At 67.2% G+C, this 20,334-nt stretch carries 18 protein-coding genes; 14 read left to right on the top strand and 4 right to left on the bottom strand.

Annotated elements, in window-relative coordinates:
* Nucleotides 1-8 precede the first annotated feature (8 nt).
* The 10 genes from JYG37_RS31590 (at nt 9) to JYG37_RS31545 (ending at nt 11,934) form a co-directional block, all read left to right on the top strand.
* Nucleotides 9-935 carry a 2-hydroxyacid dehydrogenase gene (locus JYG37_RS31590; protein ID WP_124557444.1) on the top strand — a complete coding sequence of 309 codons (927 nt, stop codon included), beginning with the start codon at nt 9-11 and terminating at the stop codon, nt 933-935.
* A 163-nt stretch (nt 936-1,098) separates the two neighbouring features.
* Nucleotides 1,099-2,499 (top strand): aspartate aminotransferase family protein, encoded by a 1,401-nt coding sequence (locus JYG37_RS31585; protein WP_050016857.1) that lies wholly within the window; start codon nt 1,099-1,101, stop codon nt 2,497-2,499.
* Nucleotides 2,500-2,584: 85 nt separating this feature from the next.
* Nucleotides 2,585-3,076 carry an Lrp/AsnC family transcriptional regulator gene (locus JYG37_RS31580; RefSeq protein ID WP_006749694.1) on the top strand — a complete coding sequence of 164 codons (492 nt, stop codon included), beginning with the start codon at nt 2,585-2,587 and terminating at the stop codon, nt 3,074-3,076.
* Between the two features lie 123 nt (nt 3,077-3,199).
* Nucleotides 3,200-4,672, top strand: coding sequence for an NAD-dependent succinate-semialdehyde dehydrogenase (locus JYG37_RS31575; protein WP_050016851.1), 1,473 nt, complete (start codon nt 3,200-3,202; stop codon nt 4,670-4,672).
* A 214-nt stretch (nt 4,673-4,886) separates the two neighbouring features.
* Entirely contained in the window at nt 4,887-5,897 is a 1,011-nt protein-coding gene (locus JYG37_RS31570) for a helix-turn-helix domain-containing protein (protein ID WP_213347052.1), read from the top strand.
* Nucleotides 5,898-5,975: 78 nt separating this feature from the next.
* The gene (locus JYG37_RS31565; protein ID WP_050016847.1) at nt 5,976-6,914 is read left to right on the top strand and encodes a SphA family protein; all 939 of its coding nucleotides are present in this window, start codon (nt 5,976-5,978) and stop codon (nt 6,912-6,914) included.
* 22 nt (nt 6,915-6,936) lie between these two features.
* Nucleotides 6,937-8,169 carry an MFS transporter gene (locus JYG37_RS31560; protein ID WP_050016845.1) on the top strand — a complete coding sequence of 411 codons (1,233 nt, stop codon included), beginning with the start codon at nt 6,937-6,939 and terminating at the stop codon, nt 8,167-8,169.
* Nucleotides 8,170-8,205: 36 nt separating this feature from the next.
* A complete protein-coding gene (locus tag JYG37_RS31555) occupies nt 8,206-9,663 on the top strand; it encodes an amidase (protein ID WP_050016843.1) in 1,458 nt (485 codons plus the stop codon).
* 142 nt (nt 9,664-9,805) lie between these two features.
* Entirely contained in the window at nt 9,806-10,402 is a 597-nt protein-coding gene (locus tag JYG37_RS31550) for a TetR/AcrR family transcriptional regulator (protein ID WP_050016842.1), read from the top strand.
* 50 nt (nt 10,403-10,452) lie between these two features.
* Entirely contained in the window at nt 10,453-11,934 is a 1,482-nt protein-coding gene (locus tag JYG37_RS31545; protein WP_050016840.1) for an MFS transporter, read from the top strand.
* Nucleotides 11,935-11,977: 43 nt separating this feature from the next.
* Here the strand turns inward: JYG37_RS31545 and JYG37_RS31540 are convergent, their stop codons facing one another.
* Nucleotides 11,978-13,453: an HD domain-containing phosphohydrolase gene (locus JYG37_RS31540; RefSeq protein ID WP_050016960.1), complete on the bottom strand. Its 1,476-nt coding sequence runs from the start codon at nt 13,451-13,453 to the stop codon at nt 11,978-11,980.
* Between JYG37_RS31540 and JYG37_RS31535 the strand changes: the two genes are divergently transcribed.
* The 3 genes from JYG37_RS31535 to JYG37_RS31525 all read left to right on the top strand — a co-directional run bounded on the left by JYG37_RS31535 (nt 13,352) and on the right by JYG37_RS31525 (nt 14,838).
* Nucleotides 13,352-13,726: a hypothetical protein gene (locus tag JYG37_RS31535; RefSeq protein WP_162484457.1), complete on the top strand. Its 375-nt coding sequence runs from the start codon at nt 13,352-13,354 to the stop codon at nt 13,724-13,726. The genes JYG37_RS31540 and JYG37_RS31535 overlap by 102 nt on opposite strands.
* Before the next feature lie 12 nt (nt 13,727-13,738).
* Nucleotides 13,739-14,314, top strand: a complete 576-nt coding sequence (locus JYG37_RS31530) for a DUF308 domain-containing protein (protein WP_176015953.1) — start codon at nt 13,739-13,741, stop codon at nt 14,312-14,314.
* Between the two features lie 290 nt (nt 14,315-14,604).
* A complete protein-coding gene (locus JYG37_RS31525) occupies nt 14,605-14,838 on the top strand; it encodes a hypothetical protein (protein WP_011549124.1) in 234 nt (77 codons plus the stop codon).
* A 234-nt stretch (nt 14,839-15,072) separates the two neighbouring features.
* Here JYG37_RS31525 and JYG37_RS31520 read toward each other — a convergent pair whose 3' ends face one another.
* Together JYG37_RS31520 and JYG37_RS31515 are read right to left on the bottom strand one after the other, a co-directional pair.
* Nucleotides 15,073-16,047, bottom strand: coding sequence for a LysR family transcriptional regulator (locus JYG37_RS31520; RefSeq protein WP_089490418.1), 975 nt, complete (start codon nt 16,045-16,047; stop codon nt 15,073-15,075).
* Nucleotides 16,048-16,683: 636 nt separating this feature from the next.
* The gene (locus JYG37_RS31515) at nt 16,684-17,334 is read right to left on the bottom strand and encodes a GntR family transcriptional regulator (RefSeq protein WP_239469007.1); all 651 of its coding nucleotides are present in this window, start codon (nt 17,332-17,334) and stop codon (nt 16,684-16,686) included.
* Nucleotides 17,335-17,387: 53 nt separating this feature from the next.
* Between JYG37_RS31515 and JYG37_RS31510 the strand changes: the two genes are divergently transcribed.
* Complete coding sequence (locus JYG37_RS31510; protein WP_213347050.1) at nt 17,388-18,554, top strand: pyridoxal phosphate-dependent aminotransferase; 1,167 nt, start codon at nt 17,388-17,390, stop codon at nt 18,552-18,554.
* A gap of 177 nt (nt 18,555-18,731) precedes the next feature.
* On the opposite strand, the gene JYG37_RS31505 is transcribed toward JYG37_RS31510, so the two are convergent.
* Nucleotides 18,732-20,078, bottom strand: a complete 1,347-nt coding sequence (locus JYG37_RS31505) for an MFS transporter (RefSeq protein WP_213347048.1) — start codon at nt 20,076-20,078, stop codon at nt 18,732-18,734.
* Nucleotides 20,079-20,334 lie beyond the last annotated feature (256 nt).

Raw genomic sequence — 20,334 nt, 5'->3', positions numbered from 1 at the left:
CACCGACGATGAGCTTCCTGTACAAGGCCGACCCGGTGCGCGGCGCGCAGTGGGCGGCACGCTTCGCGCAACAGGCGCCCGACCTGCCGTTCCGGATCTGGCCGGACCTCGGCGACGCCGCGGCCGTCCGCTATCTCGCCGCCTGGCAGCCGCCGGACGATCCGGTCGGGCTGCTGCCGAATCTCGAAGTTGTGTTCTCGGTCGGCGCCGGCATCGACCAGTTCGACCTGTCGCGCGTGCCTTCGCACATCCCCGTCGTGCGGATGATCGAGCCGGGCATCGTCGAAGGGATGGTCGAATACGTGACGCAGGCCGTGCTGACGATCCATCGCGACCTGTTCGACTATGCGGCCCAGCAACGCGACCAGGTGTGGCACGAGAAACCCGTACGGGCGGCGGCATCGCGGCGCGTCGGCGTGCTCGGGCTCGGCACGCTCGGCCAGGCCGTGCTCGACACGCTGCGGCGCTTCGGTTTCCCGTGCGCCGGCTGGAGCCGCACGCCGCGCACGCTCGACGGCATCGACTGCTACGCGGGCGATGCGGCGCTCGACGCGTTCCTCGCCCGCACCGACATCCTGATCTGCCTGCTGCCGCTCACCGACAGCACGCGCGGGCTGCTCGGCGCACGCGTGTTCGACGCGCTACCGGCCGGCGCGTCGCTCGTGCAGGTCGGGCGCGGCCCGCAACTCGATGAAGCCGCGCTGCTCGCGGCGCTCGCGAGCGGCCGCGTCGACAGCGCGATCCTCGACGTGACGGACCCCGAACCGCTGCCGGCCGGCCATCCGTTCTGGACGCATCCGCGCATTCGCATCACGCCGCACATCGCCAGCGCGACGCGGCCCGACACCGCGGTCGACGCGGTGCTCGCGAACCTCGCGCGCCATCGCGCGGGGCAGCCGATGATCGGCGTCGTCGATCGTACGCGCGGCTACTGACCTGCTGCGCGCCCGGCCCGCCGGGCGCGCAGCAGAAAATGCCGAAGCGCCCCGCACAAACGCCGCGCGCATACGTTTCAGGCCGCAAATTGAAGACGCATGCGGAATTCTCGCCCGTTAGCATGAACTCACCGCTGACACCTGACGAGAGTCCCGCCTTCCCATGAACCAAGCCGCGCTGATCGAAGCCGATCGTCAACATCTGATCCACCCCGTCGTCAACTACCGTGCGCACGAGGCGCGCGGCGTCACCGTGCTGGAATCCGCGGACGGCGTGTTCCTGCGCGACGCCGCGGGCCACACGCTGCTCGACGCGTTCTCGGGCCTGTGGTGCGTGAACGTCGGCTACGGCCGCGACAGCATCGTGAAGGCCGCCGCCGACCAGATGGCGAAGCTGCCCTACGCGACCGGTTATTTCCACTTCGGCTCGCAGCCGGCGATCGAACTCGCCGAACGGCTCGCCGCGCTCGCGCCGCCGTCGCTGAACCGCGTGTACTTCACGCTCGGCGGTTCGGACGCGGTCGATTCCGCGATCCGTTTCATCACGCATTATTTCAACGCGACCGGCCGCCCGTCGAAGAAGCAGATGATCGCGCTGGAACGCGGCTATCACGGTTCGTCGTCGGTCGGCGCCGGCCTCACCGCACTGCCCGCGTTCCACCGTCATTTCGACCTGCCGCGCGCGGACCAGCACCATATTCCGTCGCCCTACCCGTACCGCCATCCGCTCGGCGACGATCCGCAGGCGCTGATCGCCGCGTCGGTCGCCGCGCTCGAAGCGAAGGTCGCCGAACTCGGCGCGGACAACGTCGCCGCGTTCTTCTGCGAGCCGGTGCAGGGTTCCGGCGGCGTGATCGTGCCGCCGGCCGGCTGGCTGAAGGCGATGCGCAACGCGTGCCGGCGTCTCGGCATCCTGTTCGTCGCCGACGAGGTGATCACCGGCTTCGGCCGCACCGGCCCGCTGTTCGCCTGCGAGGCCGAGCAGGTCGATCCGGACCTGATGACGGTCGCGAAGGGCCTGACCGCCGGCTATGCGCCGATGGGCGCGGTGCTGATGTCCGACGAAATCTACGAGGGGATCGCGGGCGACCGCGCCGATGCGCCGGTGGTCGGCCACGGCCATACGTATTCCGCGCATCCGGTCAGCGCGGCGATCGGCCTCGAAGTGCTGAAGCTCTATCACGAAGGCGGGCTGCTCGCGAACGGCCAGGCGCTGGCGCCGCGCTTCGCCGCGGGGCTCGACGCGCTGCGCGCGCATCCGCTCGTCGGCGACGCCCGTTCGGTCGGCCTGCTCGGCGCGCTCGAACTGGTGGCCGACAAGGTGCACAAGACGCGCTTCGACCCGGCGCTGAACGTGCCCGACAAGATCGCGGCCGCCGCGTACGCGAACGGCGTGGTGTTCCGCGCGTTCGGCGACGGCGTGCTCGGCTTCGCGCCGGCGCTGAGCTTCACCGCGGGCGAGTTCGACCTGCTGTTCGAACGCGTGCGCAAGACGCTCGACGACGTGCTGGCCGATGCGGGCGTGCAGCGCGCGCTCGACGCCGCGCACGCGCAGCCGGCCTGACCGGACAAGGGAAAGCCGGGCTTGTGGCCGCCATCGTTCGACTCTAAAGTAACCGGACATTCCATTTTTGCCTTCTCACGTGAACATGACGGACAGCAAGCTGGATCGCATCGACCTGCGCATCCTCTCCCAGTTGCAGAAGCGCGGCCGCATGACCAACGTCGAGCTGGCCGATGCGGTCGGGCTGTCGCCCAGTCCATGCCTGATCCGCGTGAAGCGGCTCGAGAAGGCCGGCTACATCGGCGGCTACGGCGCGCACATCCAGCTCGAGAAACTCGGCGACGTGCAGGTCGTGTTTACCGAGGTCACGCTGGCCGACCACCGGCGCGAGGATTTCGACCGCTTCGTCGCGGCGATCCGCAACGTCGACGAGATCGTCGAATGCCACCTCGCGAGCGGCGGCTACGACTATCTGCTGAAGTTCATCACGCGCAGCGTGAGCCATTACCAGACGATCGTCGAAGGGCTGCTCGAGCAGAACATCGGCATCGAGAAGTATTTCAGTTACGTGATCATCAAATCGCCGTTCGTCAAACGGCACTACCCGCTCGAATCGCTGTTCGGCGAACGTCACTGACGTACGCGCGCCCCCCCTGAACGCGGCAGCCCGCTGTCCGCGTGGGGTCGTCGCGCGCCCGCTCCGCCGTCGTTGTCGCTGTCGTTGTCGTTGCCGCCGAACCGCTTCATTCAAGGAACTGTCATGCCGCTTACGCTGTCCCGAACCGAACTCGTCCGCACCGCCAACCTGATCGACGGCGCCTGGCGCGATGCGCTCGACGGCCGCCGCTTCGCCGTCACCGATCCGGCCACGCTCGATACCGTTGCCCACGCACCCGACAGCGGCGCCGCCGACGCCCGCGCGGCGACCGACGCGGCGGCCCGCGCGCTGCCCGCGTGGCGCGCGACGCCCGCGCGCGAACGCGCCGCGATCCTGCGTGCCTGGCATGCGGCGATCGTCGCGCACACCGACGATCTCGCGAAGCTGATGTCGCGCGAACAGGGCAAGCCGCTTGCCGAAGCGCGCGGCGAAGTCGCGTACGGTGCGTCGTACGTGCTGTGGTTCGCCGAGGAAGCGACGCGCACGTACGGCGACCTGATCCCGCAGCAGCAGCGCGGCAAGCGGCTGAGCGCGGTGAAGGAGCCGATCGGCGTCGTCGCGGCGATCACGCCGTGGAATTTCCCGCTCGCGATGATCGCGCGCAAGATCGCACCCGCGCTCGCGGCCGGCTGCACGGTCGTCGCGAAGCCGGCGGAGGACACGCCGCTGACCGCGCTCGCGCTCGCGTTTCTCGCGCAGGAAGCCGGCGTGCCGGCCGGCGTGCTGAACCTGATTACCGCGTCGCGCGAACGCGGCGTGGAAGCCGCGGCCGACTGGCTCGCCGACGGCCGCGTGCGCAAGATCACGTTCACCGGCTCGACGGCCGTCGGCAAGCTGCTCGCGCGCGACTCGGCGGCGACGTTGAAGAAGCTGTCGCTGGAGTTGGGCGGCAATGCACCGTTCATCGTGTTCGACGATGCGGAGCTCGATGCCGCGGTCGACGGGCTGATGGCCGCCAAGTTCCGCAACGGCGGGCAGACGTGCGTGTCGCCGAATCGCGTGTACGTGCAGGCCGGCGTCTACGATGCATTCGCCGCGAAGCTCGCCGCGCGCGTCGCCGCGCTGAAGGTTGCGCCGGCGACGGACCCGGCCGCGCAGATCGGCCCGATGATCAACGCGCGCGCGGTCGACAAGATCGCGCGGCACGTCGGCGATGCAGTGGAGCGCGGTGCGCGCGTGCTGACGGGCGGCAAGCGCCTGACCGAGCTCGGTGCGAACTATTACGCGCCGACCGTGCTCGCCGACGCCACCGCCGACATGCAGCTGACCTGCGAGGAAACCTTCGGCCCGGTCGCCGCGCTGTTCCGGTTCGATACGGAGGACGAAGCGGTCGACGCCGCGAACGACACGCCGTTCGGGCTCGCCGCGTATTTCTACACGCAGAACGTGCGGCGCATAGCGCGCGTGTCGGCGCGGCTCGAAACCGGCATCGTCGGGATCAACGAAGGCGCGCTCGCGAGCGAGGCCGCGCCGTTCGGCGGCGTGAAGGAATCGGGCTATGGTCGCGAAGGCTCGCGTTATGGCCTCGACGACTATCTGTCGATCAAGTATCTGTGCCAGGGCGGGCTCGACTGAACCGGCGTCGCCGCGCGTTCGATTTCCCGTTGCGCGTTCCGCGCCCGCTGGCGGGTCCTTGCGGGTGCGGGCGCCATACCGAATCATGCATGCCCGACGCGGCGTCCCGTCATCCGCGGCGGCACCGCACCCGCGGCCCCGGGTAAAAACGCATTGCCAACCGGAATTTATGTGCGCATTGTCGGCGGACGCCTCGTCCACCGCCCCACTCGCCATGCATTCCGCTCCGCTGTCGTCCGCCGCAAGCCTTGCCGACACCGCGCCTGACGCGCTGCCGTTGATCCGGCGCTTCGCCAGCGAGGATGTCGATACCCACGCGGAATGCACGCACGGCTGGTCGATCCGGCTCGATCAGCTGTCGCCCGGGCCGTTCCATGGCACGCTGCATGAAATCCGCTTCGACGGCATGCAGTTGCTGCGCGAACGCGTGAACCGCGCGCTGCTCAAGCGCGGCGACCAGTGCGCCGGCAGCACGTCGTTCAGCATCCCGCTGGAAACCGCCGGCGCCGGCTTCTGCGGCGGCGCGCTGCTGCGCGACAAGGCCTTGCTCGTCTCCGGCGGCACCTCGCTGCCGGAACTGCGCACGCCCGACCATCAGGACGTCGTGCTGTTGACGGTGCCCAACGACACGCTGCACCAACTGGCGTGGCTCGGCGATCAGGACGAAGACGGCGACCGCGTATCGTCGAACGAAACCCGCATCCTGCGGGTGCCCGCCGCACGCCATCACGCACTGACCTCGTTGCTGGTGGCCGGCTTCGGGGCGTGCGATACACCGGAGCGCCCGCTCGCCCGGCCGCACACGCGCAAGTCGCTGCGCGACGCCATCCTGGTCGAACTCGTGCACGCGATGGAAGCCGCCGGCCGCCCCGTGCGGCTCGATCCATCCGCGCGGCACCGCGTCGTCGATCGCGTGCGCGAACTCGTCGCGGCACGGCCCGATGTGCCGTTGACGGTGCTCGACGTATGCCGCGAAGTCGGCGCGAGCCGGCGCAAATTGCAGTATTGCTTCGAGGAAATCCTCGGCACGCACCCCGCGTGGTACCTGCGCGTGCTGCGGCTGAACGCGGTGCGCCGCGAACTGCGCGAACATTCCTCGGCGAGCACGTCGGTCAGCGACGTCGCGTGCCGCTGGGGCTTCTGGCACCTGAGCCGGTTCGCGTCGCACTACCGGGAACTGTTCGGCGAACTGCCGTCCGACACGCTCAAACGCCCGCCGCGATAATTACCAAAAGCGGATAACGCGCCGGATTTTGACGTTCCTAGACTCCGTACACATTTCAACTGTACGGGGAACGGCACGATGGAAATCCTCAGACGTCCGCACGGCGTGCGGCGCTGCCGCACACGCACCACCGCCGTCGCGATCGGCACGTTGGCGGCCACGCTCGCCTGCCAGCACGCCCACGCGCTCGAAAACGACGGTCCGATCACGCCGTTCGGCGTATTCGATTTCGGCGCGGGCATCACGCCGCCGCCCACGCCGAACGGCACGCTCGCCACGCGCTTCGCGTACTACTCGACCCGCACGATCCGCAACGGCGGCAACACCGACTTCTCGCTGACGGTCGCGTCCTGGAGCCTCGCGTACATCCGGATGACGAACGCGAAACTGTTCGGCGCGAACGTCGGCTTCGGCGCGGTCGTGCCGTTCCTGAACCTGAACGGCCACGTGAACGTGCCGACGCCGGCCGGCACGCTCGCGATGTCGGCCGATCCGACCAACATCGGCGATGCGGACTTCCAGCCGCTGATCCTCGCATGGACCTCGCCGAACCTGTTCGTCAACGTCGCGCTGCAGGTGCAGGCGCCGACCGGTGCGTATCGCGCCACGCGGCTCTTCAATCCGGGCGTCAACCACTGGACCTTCTCGCCGATCATCGGCGCGACGTACATCACCGATAGCGGATTCGAAATCTCGACCAGCATCGAGATCGATCAGAACACGACCAACCGCGCGACGAACTATCGCAGCGGCACCGGGTTCCGCCAGGAATTCGCGCTCGGCCAGCACATCGGCCCTTTCACGGCGGGCCTGGGCGGCTACATCGAGCGGCAGTTGAGCAACGACCACGGCCCGACCATCGACGGCAACCGCGCGCGCGTGAATGCGCTGGGCCCGGCGATCAGTTACGTCGAGCCGGGCAAGCCCGCGGTCTGGCTGCATGCGTACAAGGAATTCGGCGCGCGGAACCGCGCGCAGGGTTACCAGATCGCGCTGCGTGCCGCGCTGTCGTTCTGATGTTCCGATTCGGGAGCCGTCGATGAATCCGCTTTCCTCAACGCAATCCGCGCCCGCCTACCCGCGTGCCGCCCGGCAGGCCGGTACCCGCCAGGGCGCCGTACTGCTGCTCGGCAGCAGTCTCACCGTGATGGGCGCGGTCATGATCGCGCCGATCCTGCCGAAACTCGCGGCCGAATTCGTGCCGGCCGACCCGCGCATGGCCGCGCTCGTGCCGCTCATCGCGACGGGCCCCGCGCTCGCGATCGCGCTGTGCGCGCCGCTCGCCGGCTGGCTGGCCGATCGCGTCGGACGCAAGATGTTGCTGTTGCTCGCGACGCTCGTGTACGGGCTCGTCGGCGCGGCGCCGGCGTGGCTCGACAGCCTCGCCGCGATCCTCGTGTGCCGGCTCGCGCTCGGCGCGGCGGAAGCGTGCGTGATGACCTGCTGCACGACGCTGATCGGCGATTACTGGCATGGCGAACAGCGGGTGCGCTACGTGAACCGGCAGGTCGTCACGATCGGTATCGTCGGCACGGTGTTTTTCGTGCTCGGCGGCGCGGCCGGCGAGCACGCGTGGCGCTACCCGTTCTATCTGTACCTGTTGCCGATCCTGCTCGTGCCGGCGATTGCGACCGTGCTGTGGGAACCGCTGCGCGACGGTCAGCCCGCCGGGCCGGCCGACAACGGCACGCCGCCGGCCGGCAACCGGCTCGCGCCGACGCTCGCGGTCGGCTACGGGTTGATCTGCATCGGCATGGTCAGTTCGTTCGTGGTGCCGGTGCAGATGCCGCAGCTGATGGTCGACATCGGCCAGCGCTCGTCGACGATGATCGGTGCGGTCGCGGGCGTCGGCCTGCTGTCGACGCTGGCCGGTTCGATCGCGTGGCCATGGTTGCGCGACGCGCTCGGCCGCCGCTTCGTCAACGTCGTGCTCCTGGCGCTGCTCGCGGCGGGCCTGTTCTTGCTGGCCCGCGCGCATACGGTGCCGGCCATCGTCGTGGCGGTCGTGATTCACGGCTTCGGCGGCGGCATGCTGGTGCCCAATGCGATCCTGCCGCTAATGCGCACGCTGTCGCTCGCGATGCGCGGCCGCGGCCTCGGCGGTTTCACGGCCGCGCTCTATCTGGGCCAGTTCGTCAGCCCGCTCGTCGTGCTCGGCTGTGCGCAGGCATTCGGCGGATTGCGCGCGGCGGTGTTCGCGATTGCGGCGGGCACGGCCGTCGCCGCGTTGTCGTGGTTGTTGCCGGCGCTTCGCCGTCGCGACGACGCATGACCCATTCATGTTTTCCCGTTCCCGAACCCTAGACCCATGAAAGATTTTCAGACGCTCATCGCCACGCACGACGGCATCGCGCTCGCAGCGCTCGTCCGTGCAAAAGAAGTACGGCCGACCGAATTGCTGGACGCCGTGCTCGCCAGTCTCGATACGCTCAACCCCGCGCTGAATGCCGTGGCGGAACGACTCGACGACTCGGCGAGACAGGCCGCGTCGTCCGTCACCGGGCGCGAAAGCATACTCGCCGGCGTCCCGACGCTGATCAAGGACCTGTTCATGCCGGTGCGCGGCGCGCGGATGTCGAACGGATCGTTTTTGTTCGGCGACTACCGGCCGGACTTCGACGGCGAACTCGTGGCGCGGCTGCGGCGGGCCGGCATACCGATCGCGGGGACCTCGTTGTCGCCGGAACTGGGCACGTCTTATTGCACGTCGTCCGCGCGTTTCGGCGTCACGCGCAATCCGTGGCATCCGCACGTGAGCGCCGGCGGTTCGAGCGGCGCCGCGGCGGCGCTCGTCGCCGCCCGCGTGCTGCCGTTCGCGCACGGCAACGACGGCGGCGGCTCGTTGCGGGTGCCCGCTTCCTGTTGCGGCGTATTCGGGTTGAAGCCGACGCGCGGCCGAACGCCGAATGGCCCGATGATCGGCGAGGGATGGGCCGGCATGGGCATCAACCACGCGATCACGCGCTCGGTGCGCGACAGCGCCGCGTTGCTGGACCTGACCGCCGGCGCCGATATCGGCGCGCCCTATGCGTCGCCGCACCAGGCCGACACGTTTCTCGCGGCCACGCAGCGCGATCCGCGGCCGCTGAGAATCGCCGTGATCGAGCACGCGCCGCCCTGGCCGCTTCATCCGGCATGCCGAGCCGCACTGGACCATACCGTCGCGTTGCTGCGCTCGCTCGGACATGACGTCGAGCCGCTCGACAGTCCCGTCGATTCGGCCGCTTTCTATGGCCACGTGTTCACGATCATCGGCGCGCAAACGCGCGCACTGCTCGACACGATCGGCGCTCAGCGACACGCGCCGCTACGCGACGACGAAATCGAGGCGCGCACCCGCATCATCGTGCGCGAAAAGGGCAACGTGAGCGGCGCCGAGTACGCGGGCGCGGTCGACTGGATCCATGCGTTGGGCAGGACGTTCGGCCGGTTGATGGAGCGCTACGACGTTTTGCTGACGCCGACGCTCGCGATGCCGCCGCTCGCACCGGCCGCACTCGCGACGGTGGACGACGCGCAATCGTTGAGCGACGTCATCGATCGGTCGCATCGGTTTTCGCCGTTCACCGCTTGGTTCAACGCGACCGGCCAGCCCGCGATGTCGGTGCCGCTTTACCGGGACGAACAAGGTTTGCCGATCGGCAGCCAGTTCGCGGCGGCATTCGGCGCGGAGTCGCTGCTGTTCTCGCTCGCCGCCCAGCTCGAACGCGCCGCGCCGTGGGGCGATCGTGCGCCGCCGGTGTGCGTCGGGCTGTCGGGCGCGTGAACGGTCCGGTGGCCAGCGACGGGTGCGCGGCACCCGGGGGCGACCATCGCCGCGCCCGGTCGACACACACGTTGACATCGGAACCGATCGGTCCATATAATCACTCCAACTTCAGGCACCGCATCGTTTGCGAAACCGATCAATGGCAAATCCGGCTGGCGTGGGCCGTCCGCGCGAATTCGAACTTGGCGATGCCGCGCGCGACGCGATGGACGTTTTCTGGGACCGCGGATACGAGGGCGCGTCCCTGCCCGACCTGATGGCCGGCACCGGCCTGTCGCGCGGCAGCCTGTACAAGGCGTTCGGCGACAAGAAGGCGCTGCTGCTGGCGGCGCTCGACCTGTACATGGCCGATGGGCTCAAGGCAACCGCGGACATCCTGTCGCAACCCGGCGCCGTGAAGGATGCGATTCGCGATTCGCTGCTGCGCTATGCGCGCCTGTCCGTCGGCGACGCGGGCCGGCGCGGATGTCTCGCGGTCGCGATGACCACCGAACTGGCCGCGCGCGACGCCGATGTCGCGGAACGCACCGGGCGCCTGTTCCGACGCCTGCAACAGCTCTATGCCGGTGCGATCGTCCGTGGCCAGGCAAGCGGCGAGATCGCGGAGCAGGACGAACAGGTGCTGGCGCGTTTGCTTGTCTGCCAGATCGAAGGGATGCGCGTGCTGGGGAAAACCGGTGTGTCCGAGCACGACATGCTCGCGCTGGTCGACCGCACGATGCGCATCCTCGACTGATATTTTTTTACCCAATTTGGAACCGAATGGTTCCGTATGGAGAGCCGTCCATGTCACGAAATGACCCCGTCTCACCCGACCCGCGCCGCTGGGCGATGTTTGCGGTCCTGCTCGTCGGCGCGTTTCTGCCGCCGCTGGATTTCTTCATCGTCAATGTCGCGCTGCCGTCGATCCGCGCGGAACTGGGCGCGTCGTCATCCGCCGAGCAACTCGTCATTTCATCGTATGCGGGCCTGTACGCGGTGACGCTGATCACCGGCGGGCGATTGGGCGACCTGTTCGGCCGCGGCCGCGTGTTTTTCCTCGGGTTGATCGGCTTTGCGATCGCCTCGACGCTGTGCGGTCTCGCGAGTTCGCCGTGGACGCTCATCGTCGGCCGCGCGTTGCAGGGCGTGACGGCCGCGATCATGGCGCCGCAGGCGCTCGCTTCGATCCAGGCAATCTTTCCCGAAGCGGAAAAGCCGCTCGCGCTCAGCTTGTACGGCGCGGTATTCGGCCTCGCCGCCGTGGTCGGGCAGGCGCTGGGCGGGATCCTGATCTCGCTGAACCTGTTGAATCTGGGTTGGCGCACGATCTTCCTCGTCAACCTGCCGCTCGCGATTCTGGTCGTCCTGTTCGGGATTCCGCTGTTGAACGAAACGCGTGCACAGCATGCGCGCAAGCTCGACCTCGGCGGCACCGCGCTGTCGATGCTGACGCTGGGCGCGCTGATCGTGCCGCTGATCGAGGGGCGCGAAGCAGGCTGGCCCGTCTGGGCCTGGGCGTCGCTGCTCGCGGTGCCGGCCCTCGCCGGCTTCTTCTGGCGCTACGAGCGCCGGCTCGGCCGCCGCGGCGGCGCCCCGCTGCTCGATCCGGCCGCGCTGCGCGCACCGGGGCTGGGCCGCGCGTTGCTGATCGCGCTGTTGCTGTACTCGATCGGCGCGTTCTTCCTGCTGTTCTCGGTGTATCTGCAGAATGCGTTGCACGTCGACGCGCTGAGCGCGGGCCTCGTGTTCTTGCCGTTCGGCGTCGGGTTCCTGCTCGGCCCGTTGTCGACGCCCTTCTGCTCGCGTGTCATCGGCGCTTACGTCAATCCGTTCGGGATGAGCCTCGAGATCGTCGGGCTCGTCGGCCTCGCGTGGTTGATCGACGCCACGCCGCTCGGGATGCCGCTCGCTGCCGTGCCGCTCGCGGTCGTGCTCTTCGTCATCGGTTTCGGACAAGGGCTCGCGCTGCCGACGCTGATGCGCATGGTGACGGGGCGCGTCGCACCGGCGCTGTCGGGCATGATCGCCGGCATCGCCAGCTCGACGCTGCAGGTCAGCACGTCGCTGAGCGTCGCGATCATCGGCGGCATTTTCTATACGACGCTCGGTACGCGCCAGGATCCGGCGGCCATCGCGCACGCGTTCATCGTCGCACTCCTGTCGATCTCGGTGTTCCTCGCTGTCGGCGCCGCGCTGGGCATCTCGCTTGCACGCGCGCCCGCCGCGCGCACGTCGATGCGTGCTGCCGTCCGTCCGGGCTTCGGCCCGGAACGCGAACGGCCGTGAGCGTCGGCGTACACACGAAAGCGAATCCGCGTCGCGGAGCGCATCAGAGCAGCCCGAGCGCCGATGCCTTGAGGGTCGCCGCGGCGCGTGTCGAACATTCGAGCTTGCGGAACGCCTTCTCGACATGGGTGCGCACCGTGCTCGGACTCATCGCGAGCGCCTGCGCGACCTGCTTGTTGCTCGCACCGCGGGAAATCGCCCGCAGCACGTCGATTTCCCGCGCGGACAGGCGCGGGCCAGCGGCCGACGCGCCCGTCGCGATGCGCCGGACCACGGGCGGCCCGCCCGTCACGAGCGCCGCCACCACTTCGCCGCACAGCCGGCCGCCGGCCACTTCTTCCTGCAACTGGCCGGCGGCGGCCGCATCGCTCAGGGCCGTTCGCCACGGACGCGCCGAGCGCAACGCGACCCACGCCAGCGACGCCGCCAGCACACGCGCTTCCAGCGTCAGCGCCGTATCGCGCACGCCGCGGAAATAGCCCGAGCCGTCCTGCCGCTCGTACGCATACGACGCAAGCACGGCGGCTTCGCCGAGCGCGCCGGTCTGCCTGCCGGCGCGCTCGGTCCAGTACGGCACGAGTCGCACCTTTTCCCACGCGCTCGCAGGCAGCCGCGTCGGCAGATTCCACACGTCGTTCGGCACCGCGGCCCTGCCGATGCCGTGAATCAGTCCGGCGCGGTACACGCGTTCGCGCGCGGCCTCGTCCGGCGACAGACGGCCGTAACACGCGGCGGCCGTCGCGGCGACCGAACGCGAAAAACCCGTCATCCACGGCAATTTCAGATCGATGACGTCCGCAATCAATTCGGCGGACGTCGCGCCCCACATGTCCGGCGTGGCCAGTGCGGCGTCCAGGTCGGCGGGCGCCATGTGTTCGAGCGCCGCCAGCCAGCGCGGTGCGTCGCGCGCAGCCGTCTCGACGAGCACGGCCGGATAGCGCGACCCCGCGCGTTGGCCGATCAATTCGAGGGCCCGTTCGATGCCGTACGTGCGGCTGAACACGTCGAGATCGCCTGCCAGCGCGACGATCGACACGGCGGGCGGCACCTGTTCGCGCACGAGCCGCGCAGGCAGCCCGTTGCCGTCCCAGGTTTCGAAAATGTGCCGCAGCGCGGTTTCCGTCGCGCGGGACAGGCCGAGTATTCGCGCAACTTCGCCCGAGACTTCGCAATGGATTTGCGCGAGCGGGATCAGCGCGGCACCCGCGCCGCCGATCGCTTCGGCCATGCCGGGCTGGCTCGCAAGCATTGCGGCGCGAATCGCGACGTCGTCGCCGAATATCTGCGCGAAGCCCGCCGCGTTCGCCGTGCAGCCCGACCAGCGCAACAGCGCCACCTCGCGGGCCGTGTCGCAGACCGATGCATCGAATCGTGCCGCGTGCGCGAGCTGCGCCGCCAACCAACTGGTGCGTGGCGAATGGTCCGTCGGCTGGCCCATGCTGAGATCGCCGATGAAGGCCAGCGCGCGGACGGCGTCGACTATGCGCAGCGGGGCGTGACGGGCTTCGGCGTCGGGCATCGGGTGGGCGGAGACATTCGCGAGGATGGGAAAACGATCATACGCGACGGCGTCGCGGCGTGCAGGGGCATGCGCGTTGGCGGCGCGCCGGGGCCAATCCGGTGCGATGTTCACTGGTATCGGTGCGAGCAGCCGGTGAACTTCGCCATCGGATATCTGACCGATGGCGGCAGGCGCGGACGATTGCGATACTCGGCGCACTGGAGATCCGGTCGAGGCCGCATTCGCGTGGTGGGAATCGTGCATGCGGGCCGGAACGACGATTCAATGTAACAAGGAGTGCAAATGACTGATCGCTACCCCGAATTCCACGCCCCTGCCGACGAACACTGGCTGAAACGGTACTACCTTTCCCGGGCGATATTCTCGCTGATCTGGGTCGCGCTGGCGTTTTCCGTCGGCCGGCAGAGCGCGGCCGGCGCGGCGGTCCTGCTGGTCGTTTATCCGGCCTGGGATGCGCTCGCCAATTTCGTCGACCTCGCCCGCAGCGGCGGGATGGCGGCAAACCGCACGCAGGCGGTCAACGTCGCGATCAGCGCCGTCACGACACTGGCGGTATTTCCGGCGTTGAGTGCGGGCCTGCCGGCGGTGCTTGCTGTGTTCGGCGTCTGGGCGATTCTCTCGGGCGCGCTGCAGCTCGGCACCGCCGTGCGGCGCTGGAAGCATGCCGGTGCGCAGTGGGTGATGGTGCTGAGTGGGGCGCAATCGGCGCTGGCCGGGTTGTTCTTCATTTTGCAAAGCCACGCGCCGATGCCGCCCGCGATCGTGAAGATCGCCGGCTATGCGGGAGTGGGTGCGCTTTATTTCCTGATATCCGCCATTTGGCTGCAGGTGCGGGGGATGCGGCGTAGCGTGTCGTGAGCCGTCGGTCGGAATGAAGACCTGCACGCGGTCGCGAATGGCGCTGAACGACCCAGAACGGCCCTTCAGATTTATCCAAAGCGGCCAATCGTTGTGACCTGCGGCGGGATTTTATAGCCTCGCTCGATGAGTATCTTGGCCTCGGCGCGACTGCGGAATCATTCCCGATTAAATCGCTTCTCCCGCAGCGTGCCGTTGGAACCTTCAACGGAGTCGTTCTGCCAAGGGCGGCAAGAACGGACACAGCGTGTACGATCTGGTCTTCAAGAAAACCATCCAAGGAGAGAGGAATGAATCCCGAACAGGCACGAGCCGAAGAAACCCAGGCGATGGAGCGCATGGTGGCCGCCACGCTGCGCGTGCAGAGTACGTTCGCCTCGATGCAGAAGCAATTTCCGCCGCAAGGCAGCGGCGAGCCTTCGCCGTTCGCGCTGCAAACCTTTGATGCCGCCCTGCAGGAACTTGAAGACGCACAGGCCGCGTTCGATGCGCTGCTGAACGATCTGATCGACGGTAACCGCTAAAGGCTACGCCCTTATCCGCACCGATTGCCGACGATCTAAAAAGCTGTGTCGAACGGCTGTTCGTGGCCGAACGCGGCCGGCCGCTGCCCTGCAACGCGCGACCGACGCAGATCGACCCGTCGCAGCCATTGGATGCCTCGGCAACTCAACGGCAAGGTTCGGTGCCAAGCTGACCTTCGAATGTCCAACTGCATGCACCGGCGAAGGTGCTCGGACAGTAGCACTGATGGCCTGTTACTCCGCGCTTTGGTAACGGACTGCGCAAGCGGGCGCCCCGGGCTGCCCTTTACTCTCTTGACGCGGCGTCAGGAGCCGTTCAAGCAGATCGGCGCTGTCTAGTTGCGCAATCCACCAGTTCAAAGCGTTCCCTACCTTGTCCTCGCGCCAAGCGAGGTAGCCATTCGTGAACTCGCGCACACCCACAATGCGGCGCGCGACCAGCCTGCCTTCGTGTATCGGTTCTTTCGCTACGAAATCGGGCAGCATCCCGACAGCGATACCTTCGCACAGTGCTTGCAGTTTGGCTGCGAGCGTCGGCACGATGATCAGCGGCTGTCCGTCACGGGTGGCCACAGATTGCGGTTGCAGTTCGCGGGAAGTGTCACTGATGACCACACCTCGATATCTTGCGATCGTTTCGCTCTCCAACGGCTCGGGCATGCGGGCGAGTGGATGGTCCGGTGCCACGACAAAAACGTGCCGGAGGGTTCCGATTGGCCGGGCCGCAATATTGGCCGCATGCGGCGGCTCGCCGAACGCCCCTATCGCGAGATCGGCACGCCGCGTAACCAGGGCATCCCACACGCCCCCAAGCACCTCGGTGGAAAGACTTAGCTGGGTATTCATCTCCAGGTCGTAGAAGGCATGGACATACGGCCATAAGGACTGGATTGGCAAGATTGCATCGACGCATAGTCGAAGCTCCGATTCCCAACTGTCTCGAATACCTTTTGCTTTGGCCTCCAGGTGTCGAGCCGCGTCTAAAAGTCGACGCCCATCTTCCACAACAGCACGACCCGCTTCCGTGAGTCTCGTCCGTCTGCCGCTGCGGTCGAACAGCTCGACATCCATGTCGCTTTCCAGCTTTTGCACAAGGTAAGTGAGCGTGGACGGAACTCTATGCAACAACTCGGCCGCCTCGGCGAATGTACCGGTCCGGTCAATTGCATCCAAAACTTCGAGAACTTCGAATGACAGCTTGGTCGCCATATAGCAGATACTTCTATCGTTCACAGGATTCACCGCGACGGCCGAGCGGCTTTGCCGCAGCAACGCTTCCATGCGGTTGCCCAAACCTTTCGGGACTCGCTCGGATGCTGATCAGATGGACAAAGGCGATGTCGTCCCTGAACCGGATGCATCTCCCGGATGCTCTCGTTGACGAAGCCTCCGGCCACTCAATGGTCATTGCGGCAGGAGTCTAAGGTACACGCTGCCGCTTGTCTGCTCGCGGCGCGACGCACAGTTAGCCAGGCGCATGATTCTGCTCGCGTCAATTTAGTCGTCGCCCCGCCAGTGCAGCCACGGGCTGTTTATCGGTAGCGGCGACCGAGTCGCATTCCGGGTCAAGCGCCACGGCATCGGTCGGTGTCCGGTGCGCGTGTTCCAAGACGATCGGACGCGCCCACATTCGCGCCTTCGCGTACAGGGCGTGGCGTGCCGCGACGGATACGATTGGCACGCGTGTGTCCCTGGGCAAGGTACAGCCGACGTTCGAATGGCTGCTTGAGAGCGATTGCCTACGACTGTCGATGGCCGGATGCCGCCCGACGCGTTTAGAAGACACCAGCCGTTCCCAAAGCCGGTCCTATGAACCGCTTGATAACTGCGGCTCGACCTGCATCCCTACCGCCTCCGCAACGCCTGAGCCAGCGCATCCCCCGCAGCCAGAATATGCGCGGACAGGGCCGCACAGGCTGCGTCCACATCACCCTCGCGTATCGCCCGAACGATGTTCCGATGCTCGTCGTTCGAGCGATCCTGCCAGTCGAGCTGCTGCCACGTCGCATACAAATGCCGCGCACTGGCCCGATGCATGTCGCCAATCGCAGCGACGAGCCGCGGCATCCCGCACCGCACTGTCAATGCGCGATGAAACCTCAGGTTCAGCGTGCCAAGCACGGCTATGCCACGCGCCGCCGCCTCCTGATCGAGGATCGCATCGAGCTCCTCCAGCGCACGTGCATCGAGCGCGGGAATCGCCTCCCGCAGCGCCAGCGCCTCGAAAGCAGCACGCATCTTCGCCATTTCAAGCACGTCCGCCGGCTCGAGCGGCGCCGCCCGCACGCCTCGTCGCGGCTCCACCACGGCCAATCCCTGCGCTTCCAGCCGTCTGAACGCCTCGCGTACCGGCACATGACTCGCACCGAACTCTGCCGCGATATGGTCCTGACGCAGCCATTCCCCCGGCGCGATGGCGCCCGAGATGATGCGGTCCGCCAATGCGCCAGCGATCCGATCGGCCAGCGAGCGATCCTCCTTGACTTCCAAATTCATCCCGACCACCATGCATAGATTATCTATTAAATTGTAACAAACCCGGAGGCTCGATGCGCCACCACCGCCCTGTCCGTCTGCAGCACATCGCCGGTATCGGCGTCGATCGCATGGGTTCGATCGCCGATCATGCCGACGTCGACCTTTTGCGACTCGAAAATCTCGATACCGACATCCCGCCTACCGCGGAAGCGCTCGCCTTCACCCGAGCGGCCATCCAGCGAGAATCGGCCAACTCCTATCTCCCATTCGTCGGTCAGGATCGGCTACGCGCGAGCGCTGCCGCCCACGTGTCGGCGCTTTCGGGGCAGCGCTTCACGGCCGATCAGGTGGTGGTGTCGGCGGGCGGGCTCTCCGGCATTCTGAACACGCTGCTCGCCACCGTCGAGATCGGCGACGAAGTCATCGTCACCGATCCGACGTACGCAGGTCTGCTGAACCGCGTCCGCCTGGCGGGCGGCGTGCCGCGGCAAGTCCCGTTCGCCTTCACGCCGGGCGGTGAATGGAAGCTGGACCAGGCCGCGCTGCGGGCCGCAATCGGTCCGAAAACGCGGGCCATGCTGCTGATGTCTCCTTCGATGCCTTCGGGCGGCTTCTTCGATGCGTCCGACTGGCAACTGATCGCGAGCCTGTGCGTGCAGAACGATCTGCTGCTGATCCTCGACAGCGCGATGGAACGGCTGCTCTTCGATGGACGCACGGTCATCCATCCCGCCGGCCTGCCCGGCATGGCCGAGCGTACGGTGACGATCGGTGCGGCGTCGAAGGAGCTGCGCATGATCGGCTGGCGGGTCGGCTGGATCGTCGCGCCGGAATGGTTGATTCCCGATCTTGTGGCCGTGTCGCTCGCCAATGTCGTGGTGCCGGTCGGCATTGCCCAGGAGGCTGCGGCGATTGCGCTCGAACATTCCGCATCCGATCTGCCTGGCTACGTGAGCGAACTCGAGAGACGGCGGGACACGGTCGCCGCTGAACTGTCGGGGCTCCCGTTCGGCATGCCGGCGGGTGGCTGGTCGATGCTGCTGCGCGTATCCGACTTCGGCCTGACCGGATCGCAGATGTCGGAGCGGTTGCTGCGCTGCGGCGTATGTGCGACGGCCATGACCGGATGGGGTGTCGCACACGGCGAGCAGTACGTCCGTTTCGTGTTCTCGAACGAACCTGTCGAACGGTTGCGCACGCTCGGGGACAAGGTGCGCTTCGCCCTAGAGGACGCATGACGGCCGCTCACGAGAAAAGCGAGCAGCGAGCAGGGCGTCGCTGGTTGGAGAGATCCGGAATTCCGCGTGTGACGGTCGAGCAAACTCACACGAGATCAATGCACATGACGTGATGCATCCGGCGCCGAGGCAGCGCAATGCCCCAGCCCCGGCGCAACGTAACGTCGCACAAACGCCCTACCGCCCCGCCGGCGGCCGCAAAATATCGCGTGGAATCGACGCGATCAGCACGCAGCTGACCAACAGGCAAGCACCGAGCGCATAGGTGCCGTTGTTGATGTTGCCGGTCATCTGCTTCGCGACGCCGGTGATCATCGAGCCCGTGAAGCCGGACAGGTTGCCCACTGAGTTGATCAGCGCGATGCCGGCGGCCGCGGCCGTGCCGGACAGGATCTGCCCCGGAAAGGTCCAGTAGATCGGCATCAGTGCGAGGATGCCGCAGGTGGCGATAGTCAGGAATACGATCGACATCGCCACGTTCTGCGCGAACGCCGCGCTCAGGATCAGGAAAACGCCGCCGATCAGCGCGGGAATCGCCGCGTGCAGGCGGCGTTCGCCGGTTTTGCGCGAGTGCGACGCGTTCCACACCATCGCGAAGATCGCCGTCAGGTACGGAATGGCCGTCAGCACGCCGATGTGCAGCGGGCTGTGCACGCCCGACGCGCGGATGATCGACGGCAGCCAGAAGGCCAGCCCGTAGAAGCCGGTATTGAACGTCAGCAGGATGAAGGTGAGCAGCCAGACGCGCGGGCTGCGCAGCGCGGCGCCGATGCTGTGCGACTTGTGCGCGGCCTCGGATTCGAGATTGCGCGACAGCACCGCCTTTTCGTCGGCGGACAGCCATTTCGCCGACTGCGGGCCGTCGCCGAGGCAGGCCAGCACGATGAACGCCACCACGATCGACGGCAGCCCTTCGAGCAGCAGCATCCATTGCCAGCCGCTCATGCCTGACAGGCCGTGCGTCTGCTCCATCAGCCAGCCGGACACCACGCTGCCCAGCGTCAGGCTCAGCGGGATCGCGACCAAAAAGCCCGACATCGCCACGCTCTGGCGGCGCGCCGGGAACCAGTAGTTCATGTACAGGATGACGCCCGGGAAAAAACCCGCTTCGCACAGCCCCAGCAGGAAGCGCAGCGTGTAGAACATCGTGGTCGTCTGCACGTGGAAGAACTGCGCGAGCGGCACGATGAACGCCATCGACGACGACACGATGCCCCACGTGATCATGATTCGTGCGATCCAGAAGCGCGCGCCGTAGCGATGCAGCAGCAGGTTGCTGGGCATCTCGAACAGGAAATAGCCCCAGAAGAAGATGCTGGCGCCGAGCGCATAGACGCCGTCGCTCAGGTTCAGGTCGTCGAGCATCTGCAGCTTCGCGAAGCCCACGTTGACGCGGTCCAGGTAGGCCACGACGTAGCAGAGCAGCAGCAACGGCAGGATGCGCCGCATGACCTTGCGGTAAAGGGCGTCTTCGGACGAGTCGGCCGCGGCCGGTGCGGCAGCGGCCTGCGTTAGGGATGGCATCGGTCTGTCTCCTGGTTGTATCGATCTTCTTCGTACCGTCGCGTGCGCTTCGCGCATCGATGTTACCGATAACATCCGGTGGCAAAAAAAAGCCGACGAGGCGACGGGAGCGATCGGCACGCTGATACCGGTAACAACGTTGAAGGTAGCATGCTGCGATACGCGCATACAAGTGCCGCCGAACGCGTGGTTTCCCTAGTACGGAGCTTACCGCGACGGGTACGGCGCGACCCGCCTGCGCGGTATGCCGCACCGG

Origin of the sequence: Burkholderia sp. LAS2, assembly GCF_018417615.1 — a bacterium.
GTDB lineage: Bacteria > Pseudomonadota > Gammaproteobacteria > Burkholderiales > Burkholderiaceae > Burkholderia > Burkholderia sola.
The sequence above is the reverse complement of the archived record's forward strand: the minus strand, read 5'-3'. Positions and strand labels throughout refer to the sequence as shown.